The organism is Rhizobium sp. AN5, assembly GCF_900215255.1.
In the GTDB taxonomy this organism is placed as follows: Bacteria; Pseudomonadota; Alphaproteobacteria; order Rhizobiales; family Rhizobiaceae; genus Agrobacterium; species Agrobacterium tumefaciens.
Genome location: NZ_OCMJ01000003.1, coordinates 48,660 through 63,878 on the forward strand (window position 1 = coordinate 48,660; position 15,219 = coordinate 63,878).

Here is a 15,219-nt window from a genome sequence, read left to right on the forward strand (position 1 = left end):
CACACGCCAGTCACCGACCGCTACCGAATGCCCCGCTTACAGCAGGAACCGTCATGATCCAGTCGTCATCATCTCCGGGTGAGCAGGAAGGTATTTCCCGCTTCATATCCATCCTGCGGGAGCGGCGCAGAGCCGTCTTCATCTGCTTTCTCGCCAGTTTCGCAATCGCGGCAATCGGCTATGCGCGAACCCCGATCCGTTACAAGGCCGAGGCGACCCTTGCGCTTGATGTCCGCAAGCTCCAGGCGCTCCCCACCGAATCCGTGGTGTCTCCGCTGCCTCAGGAAAGCCCGGTGCTTCGAACCGAACTCGATATCATCGGATCGAGGTCCATGGCCGAACGGGTTCTCGTCATCCTGCAAAAAGATCGCCTGCTCGAAGGGCGGCAAACCAAATCCGACCGGGCGACCACCGACGCGATCGTGCTTGGCAATGACGCCGAGACATCGAAAATGATCGATGACCTCATGACCAATGTTCGTGTGATGAATGATGGCCGGTCTTACACGATTTACATCTCCTATTATGCCGGCGATCCGGCGCTTGCCGCAAAAGTCGCCAATGCTTTCGGGGAAGCCTATATCGACTATCAGATCGACCTCCAGACAACAGCAACCCGGCGTGTGAGCGCGTGGCTCGGGGAACGGCTGGTCAGTTTGCGGACGGAACTCGAGGAGTCCGAACGCCAGGCGTCGCAATTTCGCGAAAAATCCGGATTGATAGACACCGGTGGTCTCCCGCTGCAGTCGCAGCGTCTTTCAAGTCTGAATGTCGAGCTGACGACGCTACAGGCCAAACTGGCGGGGTCAAGGGCGCGCCTGGCCACAGCGCTCGAACTGCAGAAAAGCGGCGATGGGCTCGGGATCACCGAAGTTCTGTCCTCACCATCGATCCAGCTTTTAAGGGCCGAGCAGGCAAGGGTCATCAGAGCCATTGCCCAGATCGATGAAAGCGGCGCCGTCATGAGTCCGGAGCGGCCGCAGTTATCCTCCCAGCTCAGTTCACTCAACAAGCAGATCGATTCAGAGATCGCGCAGATCATCGCTGCCTTGCGCAACGAGATCGAGGTCAACGAAAAACAGCGGCAGGAAGTCGAGGCCAGCCTCAATGATGTGCAACGCGCCATTTCCACGACGGATATGGCAATGGTTCAATCCGGGCAACTTGACCGGGAAGCAGCAGCGAACCGCTCGATCTACGAGACATACCTCGCACGCTACAAGCAGACCATCGAACAGGACGGTATCGCAACTGCCGAGGCGCGGATCATATCGAGCGCCATGCCGTCCCGTAAACCGACCAGTCCTGACGAGCGTCTGTGGGGTCTGGTTGCACTTCTTCTCGGTTGCAGCACCGGCTTGGCGGCAGCTTTTATCCTGAACTTTACGGACCGGTCCGTTGGCTCCATCACGTCTCTTCAGCAGAAAACCGGACTGAACGTCATCGGGCGCATTCCACGCATTTCCTTCGGAGAGTTCCAGAACAAGCCCGGGAAATTCAGCAGCGGCGCGGCGGATTTCTACAGCGCGTTTGCCGACCTTCAGACCCACATACAGTTGGCCGAGAGCAAGGCGAAAGTGATCGCCTTCACCTCTTCGGCCGATGGGGAAGGCAAGACGTTCGTGATTGCCAACCTTGCCAGATCTCTTGCCATGAGCGGCGTTAATCTGCTGCTGATCGATGCCAATCTGCGGAACCCGGCTCTCGGGGGGGAATTCGATGTGGGATCGACATTGCATGTTGCGCAGGCGGTCAGCCGCGAGGTGTCCCTGGACGACGTCATGCAACGCGATCAGGCCTCCGGGGTCGACATCATCGTCGCCGAGAAAAGCGACCTGCCGCCAAATCTTGTTCTTGGAAGCAAGCGCTTCGCCGGCCTGATTGCGGAGGCGAGACAGCGATACGAACTGGTATTGATCGAGGCCCCATCCGTTGCCCATGACCTCGACCTTTTGCGGATCGCCAGTCTGTCTGACGCCGTATCCTTTGTAGTCCGACAGGACGTCGCCGATGGCACGGGCATGAAAAATGCCGTCATCAAGCTGCGGGTCGCGGGCCGGCCGATTACGGGCATTATCCTCAACGGAATACGACGCCCGAGAAAGCGTCAGCCCCCGGTCTGGCCGAGGATTTTCCGGGACTGGAATACTCATTTCAAGCTGCGGAAACGGGCGACCAGCCTGCGCCCCCCGGCTGTCGTCCATAGTGAGAGGTGAAACATGCGTTTCGTGACAAGGTCCAAGGGCTTTTCCCTGATGATGGTCAGCACCACCTTTCTGTCTCTGGCCGTTTGCCAATTACCGGCCGCTGCAGATGGCACCAACTACAAGGTCGCCACCGGCGACGTCTTGACGATCTCCGTCTATGGCGACCCGGGCCTGACCGGCCTCTTCCCGGTCAGTGCAGATGGAACGATAGGTTATCCGCTTCTTGGCAACGTCAACGTGGTCGACCAGACGGTGAACGAAATCGGTGCGCGGATCAGCCGAGATCTGGCAAGCCATGTGGCAAACCGCTCCGTTGCCGTCGCGGTCAAGGAGTATGCTCCGATCTTCGTTGTCGGCGACGTCCAGAAGCCGGGAAAATATGAATATCGTCCCGGCATGATCGTGCTTGAACTCTTCGCACTCGGCGGGGGATTGCGCGAATCGAATGCACAGAGGGATACCTCGGGCATACAGTTGATCGCTGCCCAGCAGGAATATGAAGATATGTCGATGCAACTCCTGTCGCAGGATATCCGGCGCGTCCGGCTGGAAGCGGAACTGAACGACACCGAATTCGAATATAGGGGCGACGAAATCGGACTTGTCCGGGATCGCACCGCACTGGAGAAGATCGTAGAATCTGAAAAAAGTCTGTTTCGCCTTCGCCTCTCGGCGCAGCAGGACGAAAAGACCAACCTCGAGGTCCAGCGACAGAACTTCATTCAGGAAATAGATACGCTTCAGAAAAGCAACGTCATGCGCACCCAGCAACTTGAGTTGCTTGACATGGACGTCAACGCCTCGAAGGAACTTGTCACGCGTGGTGCAGCCTCCGAATCTGCCCTGAGAGAACGCAAGCGCGAACTGCTGTCCATGAACCAGCAGGTGCTGGAATCGACATCGTTCCTGGCGCGCGCGCAACAAAACAAGAGCGAAGTGGAGCGGCGTATCCTGGAGCTGAAGAGCAAAAGGCACAATGACGCCGCGACCGAACTGCGGGAGACCTCCCTGGACATCATGCGTCTGAAGAAAAAACTGGCCTTCAGCCTTCAATCCATGGCCGAGATCGGCTCGGCGGCGCGGCGGGTTTCCAGCCTTGAGGACATGATCCAGACCAAATTCTTCATCGTGCGTCAGGTTGCAGGCACATATCGCGAAACAGCTGCGGACGAGCATACGCAGGTCCGCGCGGGGGACGTCGTCCGCGTCCGCCTGTCGGTATCCGGCAGAGATCCGGTTTCGGCAGCGGTCGTCACAGGAAGCGTCAACTAGAAAGACGAGCGTTTCTGATGCCCCTGCTTGAGCGGCCCTGCAAAGCAGCTACCGCTTTTGGAGAGCTATAGCTCCAGCTCGCAATTTGCTATCCTGAATAGTGCCCTCCAACAGTCTTGTAGGCCCGCACCAATCAAAAGAGCTTGCCGGCGTTCCGATCGGTAGGCTCCTTATTTCCTCCAGAGAACAGAAACAATCGGCACAAGTGTCGGGGAGACGGAGATGGAATCTGCGATCGTTCCGGTTGGTTATCATATGGTCAGGCAGCGTGCCGTCATCATCGTGAACGGCGAGAGAGGGCTACAGCCCGTCCATGTGACGCAAGATGCCCTGAACGACATCCAATCCCCACCGCAGTGCGATGCGCAACGTCTGGCGCAATTCGTCGACGTGTTTGCAACGATAGCGGCATCCAAAATCGAGAAGGGAATGTTTGCGTTCGATGGACAGATCTGGATCACTGCGACCGACGTCCGAGCCTGGCTCAATATGGCGACGGAAACCGGACCGGCCAAGTGACGTCTCTCAAACTCTAACGCTTTTGTCCTTTTACCGTTACCCAAAGCGCGAAAATTTGTGAGACAGCAGATGGATGGATGTGGACCCTACCGCTTATAGCCAGATTGAACCGAAGCGATAAAAGCGGTTTGTAAGAGTAACCCGTCGCCCCCTGATACTTTGGCGGGTCCCTGGTAACCGGGGATTACCTGGTAACTGGGAGGGCTCGCTCGTTCAACCGGGCGAGCCTATTTGCGTTATGCACAAACCATCACCAACGCCGCGCAAATCTTGTCGCGCCGACGGGTTCAGATTGAAATTTGCAGGAATATTACCCAGTCAAACTGGAACCACAGACCGCTCGCCACTCATGGAGTAACGAACGATCCGTCGGTCCCCTCGCCTGAAATGAAAACCGCCGAGCCTGAATTTCAATGGCCCATGGTATCGCATGGCCTTGATTTATTGAGCCATATTCGCCACTTTCCGGCAGCTCGTCAATTCACCGCAGATACGTCATTAGAGGTAGTTTTCCGGGATTTTCGCAGGAATGGACTCCGGTTCAATCAGGTGTTGGCCTTGCAGCATTGGAGGACGATTTAACGGTGCCGGCCTTAGGGCCCCCGTTTCCCATTGCAAAACCGCTCCATGTGGAGCCGACATTTACCCAGCTGTTCTGCGGATGCATCGTCACGAAACCCGCACTTTGAACGGGCCCTGGCGTTCCTCGGGTAAAATGATTGTCGTAGAGCACCGTGTTGATCCGCCTTGAGCGTTCGGCCGGTCCGGCCTTGAAGCTGCCGTCATGCGTCCACATGAGTTTGTAGGCATCTACGAAGCCGTAACGGACGTTGGCGAAGGTATTTCCATCGAAGACCGTCCCATTATAGTCGGCGCCGGGATGGTTCCAGGTTTCATATTCGACGCCGATATAGGCGATATCCGTAAACCGGTTCCTGCGATAAATATTCCCCAAACCGCCCCAGATGCCGGCAACCCCGGAATCCGCGAATGTCGTGCCGACATAGAGGCCGCTGTTGCTGCGTGTCACACTATTGTTGGAATATTGCAGGAAATACGGGCTAAGTCCCCGCGTCGAGTCCAGCGCAACCGTCATCATGCCGTGTCGCATCTGAGAGATGCGGTTGCTGTCGACCACCACGTCGTAGACGTTGCCGTAGAGAAGAACGCCGGTGGAATCGGAATCATGCTCCGCATAGCTTGACCTGCCATCGAACACATTATCGTATATCACGGCTCTCGATGCGGTCGCTGCCAGAGCAAAACGGCTCGTTCGATCCGGCACGACATTCCAGGGTTGCTCGAGCAGAACGACAGAACCGTCCGTCGATGCGATGTGACGGTGTTGCCCGGCACCTCGCCCGCCAACGATGACGAGATCGAAACCGCCCGGCGTGGCATCCCCCAGATCCGACAGGGACTTGAAGGTAACCGAGTTCGAGGAAGCGCGGACGAAATCGTTTTTAAGCTTGCTCCCGACGATCTCGAAGCAGATCTGTTCGCCCTTGTTGCAATCGACCTTGGTGCAGTCGTGGGGCGCGGCGTTTCGCGAGATGTTTTTCTCAAAATAGAGGTTTCGCATGCTCCCGAAATGCGCCTGGGCAACAAAAAAACGTCCGATGCCATGACCGTCGTCGCGGCTTTCATCCGCATTTGTCAGCTCGTTGCCCGTCATGGCGAAATCGCGCCCACCCCATAGCGCGACGACGGATTCGCCGTAACCCGTCATCCGGAACCGGTTGTTGGAGAAAAACACCTGCCGGCTCGCGCCGTAAAAGGATCCGTTCTCGATCAGCTCGGACGCATGCACAAAAAGCCCTACGGTGTCCTGGGCATCGAACGCCGGCACGCCCCAGGCGTCGATGCGTACGGAATCCAGCCGTGTGTTTTTGGTGTTGCGCAAAGCAAGAAGAGGTTTACCGGCAATGTTGCGGTTGGCATTGAGGGTCAGGTTTCCGAACCGGGTGTCGTCGCCATTAACGACAACCATGCTCTGATCAATCCCTTGGTTCAGCCTGATCTCCGTTTTATTCACCCCTTCCCCGAACCACGCCACATTGGCGGGCGCAATCAAAGGCTTTGTCACGAGATAAATCCCGGCGGGGAAATACAAAACCGATGGCGCCGTTGCGGCCGCGGCGTCGAGCGCGCGCAAAATGGCTGCGGTGTCGTCGGTCATGCCATCGCCCGTTGCACCGAACTGCCTGGCATCGACGCGCTTTTTATCCTGCCCCGCCCATGGCGATTGCGACAGGACGTCAAGTGTCAGCGGACCGCTCCAGCCGAAGCGGCCGCCATGGGTATTGTGAACCCACACCTCATAATTGCCCGGTGGCAGAGTCGGCACCTCGAAATCGACCTTGAAGGGGTTGACGGAAATTACCGGAACATACCAGCCGGCGACAGCGACCGGCTTGATATAGAGATAGGATTGGCTGGTCCCGTTGGACCGCGAAAGGTTGCGTCCATAGACCGAGACGATCGCTCCCGGCGCTGCGGCATCCGGCCCGATCCACCAGCTTTCCGTGCGATTGATCGCAAAGCTGCGTCCTTGAACAGTGCCCCGCCGGGGCCTGATCAGGTAGGTGGACCATGAAGGAAGCGTGGCTGGCAGCAGCGTCGTCGCCGCCGTCGCGTCAGCCGTCAGCGGCGCCACTGGCGTCACCACGCCCTCCGCGGCACCGGGGTGTTGCGAAAAGACTTCGAAACCCGTTCGTCTATCGAGATCGACGCCGGTCATCGAGACAACCTCGCCAGCGCCCGCCGTTCTCGAAATCTCCGCGATTGCCGGACCCTTGCCGCCTACCTCTATCCACGGCGGATTGAAGGCATCCGCATCATCCGGCAATCGTGGTTCTGGAACAGGTATCGGGAAACCGAACTGCCGTGGATCAGGTTGGCTGCCTTGCTCTTGCCCTCCCCGCACCGCAGGCTGCCCGGCAAACGAGAGACCTGAAAATGCGAGCGCAAGGGCGGCAAGCAAAACCGATGATATCAGGGAATTTGATGATCTCATCTTGCCGCTTGTCGTAACATATCCGATTGCAGCGACTTCGGGTGTCGCCACCACTCATACAAATCCTGAATTCCGTATCTGAGTTCGACCGTCGAGTTCCAGCCAAGCGCATTGAGCCGCGAGCAATCGAGCAGCTTTCTGGGGGCTCCATCCGGTTTGCTGGTGTCAAAAACGATCTGCCCATCGTAGCCGACGATACCCGCAATCAGATGGGCGAGATTGCGGATGGATATCTCCCGCCCCGAGCCGATGTTGATCAGCGGAAAATGCGCAGATGATTTCATGAGGAAGCAACAGGCATCCGCCAGATCGTCCACATGGAGAAACTCACGCAAAGGACTGCCCGTACCCCATAGAACAATCTTGTTCTGACCGCTGATTTTCGCTTCATGCATTCTCCTGATCATCGCAGGAATGACGTGTGAGCTTTGCGAATCGAAATTGTCGTTCAGCCCATAAATATTGGTCGGCATGACGGAGACGCAATTCAGGCCGTACTGACTGGAATAGAATTGGGAAAGCTTGAGCGCCGCGATCTTCGCAATCGCGTAGGCCTCGTTGGTCGGCTCCAGCGGACCTGTCAAAAGGGCATTTTCCGTGATCGGTTGTGCTGCGAATTTCGGATAGATGCAGCTAGATCCCATCCAGAGAAGCTTTTCGACACCGATATCGGCAGCCGATTTCATGATATTCATCGAAATGAGCGTGTTGGTGTAAAGAAAGTCCGCCGGATAGGCCGCATTTGCTGCGATGCCTCCGACCTTGGCGGCAGCGACAAAAATGACCTCCGGTCTTGCCGCCGCCATCCATTGCTCCGTCTCGTACTGTCGGGTCAGATCAAGCTCGCTGCGAGAGACCTTGAGAATTTCGCAATTCTCGCGCTCCAGACGTCGCACGAGTGCCGAGCCGACCATTCCGGTATGGCCGGCAACCCAGACGCGCTTGCCATTCAAGCTGAACGGGATTTCTTGCGATTTATGCGACAAATTCATTTCTTCCCTCTTCCAACATCACGAGGCGAAGATCCGCTTCGACCATTTCCTGAACGAGGTCGCAAAAGGAAGTCGAGTGGCTCCAGTGGAGTTTCCTGCGCGCCTTACTGGGGTCGCCGAGAAGAAAATCCACTTCCGCCGGACGAAAATATCTGGGATCGATTTCGATGATCGTATTGCCGGTTTTGGCGTCGTATCCCACTTCGTCACTGCCATCGCCGTTCCACTCGATGGTCTTGCCGACCACGCCGAAAGCAAGCTCAACGAATTCCCGCACCGTATGTGCCTCGCCGGTTGCGAGCACATAGTCCTCGGGTATTTCCTGCTGCACGATGCGCCACATGCCTTCAACATAATCGCGCGCATGCCCCCAGTCTCTCTTTGCGTCGAGATTGCCAAGACGCAGCTTGCTCATGAGACCGCGTTCGATGGCGGCAACGCCGCGCGTGATTTTCCGCGTGACGAATGTCTCCCCGCGAATCGGGCTCTCATGGTTGAAGAGAATGCCGTTGGATGCGTGAAAGCCGTAACTTTCCCGGTAATTGACCGTCATCCAGTATGCGTAGAGTTTTGCCGCAGCATAGGGGCTTCTCGGATAGAACGGTGTACCCTCGTGCTGGGCAACAGTGCCCATCCCCCCGAACAGCTCCGATGTGGACGCCTGATAAAACCGGCAACGGTCGCCGAGGTTCAAAATGCGCATGGCTTCAAGCAGCCTCAGCGTGCCAAGCGCATCCGCATTTGCCGTATATTCCGGCGTCTCGAAGCTGACCTGGACATGGCTTTGGGCGCCGAGATTATAGATCTCGTCGGGCTGGACCTCCTGAATGACCCGGCACAGGTTCGTGGCGTCCGTGAGGTCACCGAAGTGAAGACGAAAGCGAAGGTTTTCCTCGAAGGGATCTTGATAAAGATGATCGATCCGGCCGGTATTGAATGAGGAAGACCGCCTTTTCAGGCCGTGCACGATATATCCCTTGGCAAGCAGCAATTCACTGAGATAAGCGCCGTCCTGCCCGGTTACGCCGATAATCAAGGCTCTCTTGTCTACCATCCACCACATCTCCCAGCGGTTCCGGCCCCGGATGGCGCCTCCCTGAAAGGTATAACGAGGCCCTGCGCATCGGCAGCATACCAAAAGGGAGAGGACGGCCGGTCAGAACTGGCTGATTCACCGTCCACCACCTCGATATCTGCCTTTAAGAGGAGGCAGGGTGGGTATTCCTGCTTCCGACTTAAGCCTTTTGGTCGAGTTGCAGGTCACGCAGGCCGTGCCAGACTTCAAAAATACAACGCCGGGTCGCGCACGATCTTTACGATAACAGGGAGCGCGAGACGACATCATCTACGGTTCATGGAGGCGGATTGGATGGGTACGTTCGCGACGACTTACGAAAAAATGCAGAACTTCAACTGGCTGACGCGCTTTCTGCACGCGGGCCGCTATCGAAAGCTGCTTGAGGTCCTCGAAACAGTGCAGAAGGACGTCGGCAATCGGAAGGTCCGAATACTGGATATCGGCTGCGGCCCCGGAACCGCGGTCGGACATATTCTGGAAAAATTCGACGTCGATTACGTCGGTATCGACTACGATCCAATCTTCATCGAGGCCGCGCGCAATCGCTACAGCAACTACGAAAACTGCCGTTTCATCGTCGGCGATGCCACCGACGAGAGCCTTTACGAAACGATCGAGGCCGACATCGTCATCGCGCTGGAAACGCTTGAACATATCCACCTCAACCGCACCGTCCGTGTCATCGAGCACGTCTGCGCGATCGTTCGTCCCCGCATTTTCCTGGTTACGGTACCCGTCGAAGTCGGTCCAGCCGTATGGATCAAGAACTGGGGTTCGGCCCTCATGGGCTACAATCGGCAATCCGGCAATCTGAAAGAGACTTTTTGGGCAGGCTTATACCGGCTGGACCGGGTGCCCGCGCACCATACGTCACATCAGGGCTTCGACTGGCGGTGTCTGGCGCAGCTTATCCGCGTCAACGCCCCTCTGCGCGAAATCCGCAGCCTGCCGTTTTCTTTTGTTCCACGCTTTCTCAGTCCGAACGTCGCGCTGATCGCCGAGCCGGTAAAATCGAGGATCGATCTGGCAAACGATGACCCCGAGGCATGGAAGATCAACCATGGCCACACAACCTGGAACCAACAGCATATTGTCGAAGGTGCCGTTGCAACCGATGCTGCGCGCCACGCCAAGTCCTCGTCAACATGGTCGATGCGCCTCAAGGGATTGCTGGGAATGGGCCTCGCCACCATGCCATTTGCATGGCATCGCTGGTCTTACATTTCCATTTCCCCAGGCGAACTGCATTCATCGCATTTCCTGCTGACGATCGACAAACACTTGCTGCGGTCTCATCAACCGATGGAGGGCGACATTATCGTCCTTGCGGGGCAAGCCATTGTTCAACGCATTTCTGAAGCCAGCTATCTGCTGATCTAGGATCAGGACTTGTCAGCCGCAGCGAGCGCAGAGAAGACGAAAGTCGGACATGGGTCGTTCCGGGTTGCAGACATCCACAGGGGGACCGCCAACGCCCGTCAAACCCGATATCGCAGGGCCTCTAAAACCCTGACGAACGCCGGTGATGCCTGGCGACGGCTGGGGTAATAGAGGTAATATCCGTCCCAGGGCGGGGAATATTTCTGCAGCACGCGAACCAGCCGGCCGTCTGCGACATAAGGAAGGATCATTTCCTCCGGGATGTAGGCAAGCCCGAAGCCGTCAAGCGCGGCTTCAAGCGAATTGAAACTGTTGTTGAAGGCGAGCTGGCCATCGACCTTGATCTTGATCTCGCGGCCCTTGTCCTCGAACTCCCATACATAAAGGCCGCCGGCACTCGGCAGCCGGAAGTTGATGCAATCATGGCCGACCAGGTCCTTGGGATGCCTCGGGTGTGGTCGGTTCTTGAAGTAGGCGGGCGATCCGACGACAGCGAGACAAAAGTCGGGACCGATCCTTGCGGAGATCATGTCTTTCGCGAGATGTTCGCCCATACGCACCCCCGCATCATAACGCTCCGTCACGATGTCGGTCAGTCCGTTGTCGAGGATCAGCTCGACCTTGATGTCGGGATGTTCAGGCAAAAATTTCCTGAGCTTGGGCCAGAGGACATAGGTGATCGCGTACTCGGCGGCGACGATACGGATCGTTCCCGCCGGCTTTTCCCTCAGTTCGTTCAACGCATCGACATGCGCTTCGATCTCGTCGAAATGCGGACCGATCCCGTTGAGCAGCCGCTCGCCCGCCTCCGTCGGCGAAACCGCTCTGGTCGTCCGCATCAGGAGACGCACACCCAACCTGGCTTCAAGCTGGCGAAGTGTGTGGCTCAGTGCTGACTGCGACACGCCCAGCTTCGCCGCCGCCCGGGTAAAGCTCTGTTCTCGGGCAACCGCAATGAAAGCTGCAAGATCGTTGACGGTATCGCGTGCCATTCATGAGCCTCCCGCATCCAGACCTGTTGATTATGGCATAATGCTCATGCCGCACTAACAGAAAAAGAGCCCGCTTCGGGCGGGCTCCTGAGCTGTTACGTCACTGCCGGACTTATCAAGCCGACAGGTGCTGCTCAAAGAAGCTGGCGAGCTTGGTGAAGGGGATCACATCCATCTTGTCGTAGAGGTCCGTGTGGCTGGCGCCGGGAATGACATGGAGTTCCTTCGGTTCGGCCGCCGCCGCATACGCGGTCTCTGCGAAATAGAGAGAATGGGCCTTCTCGCCATGAATGAATAAAACCGGGCGCGGCGAAATTTCCGCGATGTAGCTCAGGATCGGCATGTTCATGAACGAAATTGGCGTTGTCTGCGACCAGGCGTTACGGGAGTTGACCGCCCGCTTATGATAACCGCGTGGTGTCGAGTAGTAGTCGTGATAATCGACCATGAACTGCGGCGCGTCGGGTCCGACTTCCGCGTTGTAGGCCGCCTGATAGGCAGGTGTACCCTTTTCCGCATCGACCCACCGCTGGCGGCTCAACTGTTCCAGGGTCGCCGTGCGCTGCTCCAGCGCGACGCTGTCGTTGTAGCCCTTGGACATGACGCGGGTCATATCGTACATGGTGCTGGCAACCACGGCCTTCACACGCTTGTCCGAGGCCACGGCATTGAGCGCCATGCCACCCCAGCCGCAGACACCGATGACGCCGATCCGTTCGCGATCGACTTCGGGACGCAGGCCGATGTAGTCCACAGCCGCGCTGAAATCCTCGGTGTTGATGTCGGGAGACGCGATATTGCGCGGTTCGCCGCCGCTCTCACCTGTATAGGAAGGATCGAATGCCAGAGTGACGAAACCGCGTTCGGCCATCGTCTGTGCGTAAAGGCCGGACGATTGTTCCTTGACCGCGCCAAACGGTCCACTCACCACGATTGCGGGGTTTCCGACGCTGTTGCGGGTTTTGGGCATGTAGAGGTCGGCCGCCAGGGTGATGCCATAACGGTTTTTGAACGAGACCTTCTGGTGATCGACCTTCTCGCTCTTCGGAAAAACCTTGTCCCAGTCCTGCGTCATCTTCAATGTTTGCGCCTCTGCCTTCGAAACCGCCATCACTGACGCCGCGCCAATCGCGGCGATGCCGACGCCCGTAATCTTGAGAAGGCCACGGCGACCCATGTCCAGGCCCTCTCGTGCAGAAGCAGTTTCGTTCTGATTGCTCACTTCACTCTCCATTGTCGTTGCCGTGACGAGCGGCCGGTAGGCTGCTTTGAGGGGTGATGCAGCAGCGTCGTTCAAAAGATAGATCGGAGATTGTCGCGAGATTAGACCGCGGCGAAGGCATGCCGTCATGAGTGATATTCATGAATGAACCGAGCCGCTGCATCGACGTGGATAATACGCAAGCAGGCCGGGCGCGGCTAAACAAGACCCTTTGATGAGCATCGTTCATGACTGCATCCCGTGACAGGCGGCTAATTGCAAGATGCTTCATGACTTATGCTTCACCTCGCTGCCTCCCATCAGCAGCGGAAGACCGTTGAAGAAATAGCCAAGAAAAGCTGCCGTACCATGTCGATAAAAACTACAATTTCCACAGGGGAAGCCAGATCCCGATCCGCAAACTGGGGCGGTGTGTTGGCGATGACGCTCTGCGTTTTCGCCCTGATCGCTTCTGAATTCATGCCTCTCAGCCTGCTGACGCCGATCGCGGATGAACTGCGCATCAGCGAAGGATCGGCCGGACATTCGATCGCGATCTCCGGCGCTTTCGCCGTCGTCACGAGCCTCTTTGTCTCGTATCTCGCGGGAGAATGGGACCGTAAGCTGCTGCTGCTTGCCCTGACGGCGCTGATGGCCCTCTCTGGCGTGACCGTGGCGATCGCACCGAACTATGAAATATTCATGGTCGGGCGCGCGCTCATCGGGATAGTGATCGGTGGGTTCTGGTCCATATCGGTGGCGACCGCCATGCGTCTTGTACCGGAGCATCTCGTTCCCCGAGCGCTTGCGATCTTTAACAGCGGCAACGCGCTGGCAACTGTCGTTGCTCCTCCGCTCGGCGCGTTTCTCGGATCGATCATCGGTTGGCGAGGTGCCTTCTTCACTGTCGTCCCCGTCGCGGTAACCGCGTTCCTGTGGCAGCTGGCAAGCCTCCCTTCCATGAAACCCCTCCCCGGGAAAACGTCAAAGAATGCATTCAGGCTACTGAACCGTCCCTTGATCGCCGTCGGCATGGCATCGGTGTCGGTTTTCTTCATGGGCCAGTTCACGCTGTTCACCTATGTCCGCCCGTTTCTTGAAACTGTGACACGAGTGGATATCTCGGTACTCACCTTCATTCTTCTGGGCATCGGCGTGGCCGGCATCGTTGGCACCAGCCTTATCGGTTACTTTCTCACCAACCGCCTGTATCACGTTCTGATCATCATCCCGGCACTGATGGCGATAACAGCCGTGATTCTTATTGCCTTCGGTAACAGTCTCCCGGTTTCGACGATGGCGCTTGCGGTCTGGGGAATGATCGCCACGGCAGCGCCAGTGGGTTGGTGGGCATGGCTCGCCCGCTCACTGCCGCAGGATGCGGAAGCCGGAGGTGGTCTCATGGTTGCGGTCATCCAGCTTGCGATATCAGGCGGTGCGGTCGTGGGCGGATTTCTTTATGACGCATCCGGCTACCGCATGACCTTCCTGGCAAGCGCAGGTTTGCTCCTGGTCGCGTCAGCGCTGGCATTCAAATCATCGAGAATATCTTCGTAAAGCAGTTCGGCATGAGAGCATTCCAATGATCGACCGGCGTCTATTTCTAGAACTGGCTGCCGCGGCCACAGCTTTCCCGTCCGCATTGTTCGGTCAGGCAACAAAAACGGAGGTATCCTTGATGAGTTTCCGAATGGCCTTTGGTGGTCGCAGCATGACGGCGACCTTGTTTGACAACCCGTCGGCACGCGAACTCATGGAAATGCTGCCGCTCGACCTCACGATCGAAGACTATTCGACCAACGAGAAGATCGCATATCTGCCTCGAAAGTTGACGCAGGTCACGGACACGCCGTTCGATAACGCACGTCCTGGCGACATCGCTTATTACGCGCCATGGGGTAATCTGGTCTTCTACTATGACAGCTACCGATACTCGAAAGGGCTGATCCGCCTCGGACGTTTCGATGACGGCTTCGAGCCACTTTTGATCCGCGGCGAATTCCCTCTGCGCATAGAGCACGCCTGACACGCGCCTGCTAAAGGTAATTGCCACTAACGTCGGGAAAGCAAGCGGGCCATGGCATGATGGGGTGCCGGCTTATCACTATCCGGGCCGCTTTCCTTTTCGAGACGGGCACGAATCTTTTCGATTTCCTCTTCAGTGAGGTGCTCGATCCCGATGAAGTCGTCGCGCGCCTGCTCCACCGCCCGCAGCAGCTCGTCCAGTTTTGCTTCCATCGCCGCGGAATCCCTGTTCTGTGAATTCTGCACGAGGAAAATCATCAGGAAGGTGACAATGGTCGTACCCGTATTGATGACCAGTTGCCAGACCTCCGAAAACCCAAACAGCGGTCCGCTTATCCCCCAGACGAGGACAGTTCCGAGAGCCACCATGAAAGCCGTTGGAGAGCCGGAAAATGAAGCTATAGCGCTTGCGAAGCGAGTGAAGAATTTATTCATAACACGCTGCCCCTTGTTGCCATTTTAGGGATGCCAACCAACCAACAAAATGCACGATTGTTCCAGGGTACCGGGAAAGCAGAAGTGCCGATTTGCACTTCG

General features: G+C 57.2%; 12 protein-coding genes. 6 read left to right on the forward strand and 6 right to left on the reverse strand.

Translation table 11 applies throughout. The features are described 5' to 3' along the window. Positions 1–53 precede the first annotated feature (53 nt). From CRP02_RS03695 to CRP02_RS03705, 3 genes are all read left to right on the forward strand, one after another. The gene (locus tag CRP02_RS03695; RefSeq protein ID WP_097170312.1) at positions 54–2,216 is read left to right on the forward strand and encodes a GumC family protein; all 2,163 of its coding nucleotides are present in this window, start codon (positions 54–56) and stop codon (positions 2,214–2,216) included. A gap of 3 nt (positions 2,217–2,219) precedes the next feature. Then, positions 2,220–3,479, forward strand: coding sequence for a polysaccharide biosynthesis/export family protein (locus CRP02_RS03700; protein WP_097170313.1), 1,260 nt, complete (start codon positions 2,220–2,222; stop codon positions 3,477–3,479). A gap of 222 nt (positions 3,480–3,701) precedes the next feature. Further along, positions 3,702–3,998 (forward strand): hypothetical protein, encoded by a 297-nt coding sequence (locus CRP02_RS03705; RefSeq protein ID WP_097170314.1) that lies wholly within the window; start codon positions 3,702–3,704, stop codon positions 3,996–3,998. A 541-nt stretch (positions 3,999–4,539) separates the two neighbouring features. On the opposite strand, the gene CRP02_RS03710 is transcribed toward CRP02_RS03705, so the two are convergent. The 3 genes from CRP02_RS03710 to gmd form a co-directional block, all read right to left on the reverse strand. Next, positions 4,540–6,846, reverse strand: a complete 2,307-nt coding sequence (locus CRP02_RS03710) for a glycosyl hydrolase family 28-related protein (protein ID WP_097170315.1) — start codon at positions 6,844–6,846, stop codon at positions 4,540–4,542. A 164-nt stretch (positions 6,847–7,010) separates the two neighbouring features. Continuing rightward, the gene (locus CRP02_RS03715; RefSeq protein ID WP_179783931.1) at positions 7,011–8,006 is read right to left on the reverse strand and encodes a GDP-L-fucose synthase family protein; all 996 of its coding nucleotides are present in this window, start codon (positions 8,004–8,006) and stop codon (positions 7,011–7,013) included. After that, a complete protein-coding gene (gene gmd / locus CRP02_RS03720) occupies positions 7,990–9,060 on the reverse strand; it encodes a GDP-mannose 4,6-dehydratase (RefSeq protein ID WP_097100336.1) in 1,071 nt (356 codons plus the stop codon). Before gmd ends, CRP02_RS03715 begins: the two co-directional genes overlap by 17 nt. Before the next feature lie 315 nt (positions 9,061–9,375). Here gmd and CRP02_RS03725 point away from each other — a divergent pair, with 315 nt between their 5' ends. Continuing rightward, complete coding sequence (locus CRP02_RS03725; protein WP_097170316.1) at positions 9,376–10,464, forward strand: class I SAM-dependent methyltransferase; 1,089 nt, start codon at positions 9,376–9,378, stop codon at positions 10,462–10,464. A gap of 98 nt (positions 10,465–10,562) precedes the next feature. Here the strand turns inward: CRP02_RS03725 and CRP02_RS03730 are convergent, their stop codons facing one another. Together CRP02_RS03730 and CRP02_RS03735 are read right to left on the reverse strand one after the other, a co-directional pair. After that, positions 10,563–11,456 carry a LysR family transcriptional regulator gene (locus tag CRP02_RS03730; RefSeq protein WP_097170317.1) on the reverse strand — a complete coding sequence of 298 codons (894 nt, stop codon included), beginning with the start codon at positions 11,454–11,456 and terminating at the stop codon, positions 10,563–10,565. Between the two features lie 115 nt (positions 11,457–11,571). Further along, entirely contained in the window at positions 11,572–12,633 is a 1,062-nt protein-coding gene (locus CRP02_RS03735) for an alpha/beta hydrolase (protein ID WP_097170318.1), read from the reverse strand. Positions 12,634–13,098: 465 nt separating this feature from the next. Here CRP02_RS03735 and CRP02_RS03740 point away from each other — a divergent pair, with 465 nt between their 5' ends. Both CRP02_RS03740 and CRP02_RS03745 read left to right on the forward strand, forming a co-directional pair. Further along, positions 13,099–14,214: an MFS transporter gene (locus CRP02_RS03740; RefSeq protein WP_097170319.1), complete on the forward strand. Its 1,116-nt coding sequence runs from the start codon at positions 13,099–13,101 to the stop codon at positions 14,212–14,214. 25 nt (positions 14,215–14,239) lie between these two features. Beyond that, positions 14,240–14,683, forward strand: a complete 444-nt coding sequence (locus CRP02_RS03745; protein WP_179783934.1) for a cyclophilin-like fold protein — start codon at positions 14,240–14,242, stop codon at positions 14,681–14,683. Between the two features lie 26 nt (positions 14,684–14,709). On the opposite strand, the gene CRP02_RS03750 is transcribed toward CRP02_RS03745, so the two are convergent. Next, on the reverse strand, positions 14,710–15,117 hold the full coding sequence (locus tag CRP02_RS03750; protein ID WP_097100334.1) for a low affinity iron permease family protein: 408 nt from the start codon (positions 15,115–15,117) through the stop codon (positions 14,710–14,712). Positions 15,118–15,219 lie beyond the last annotated feature (102 nt).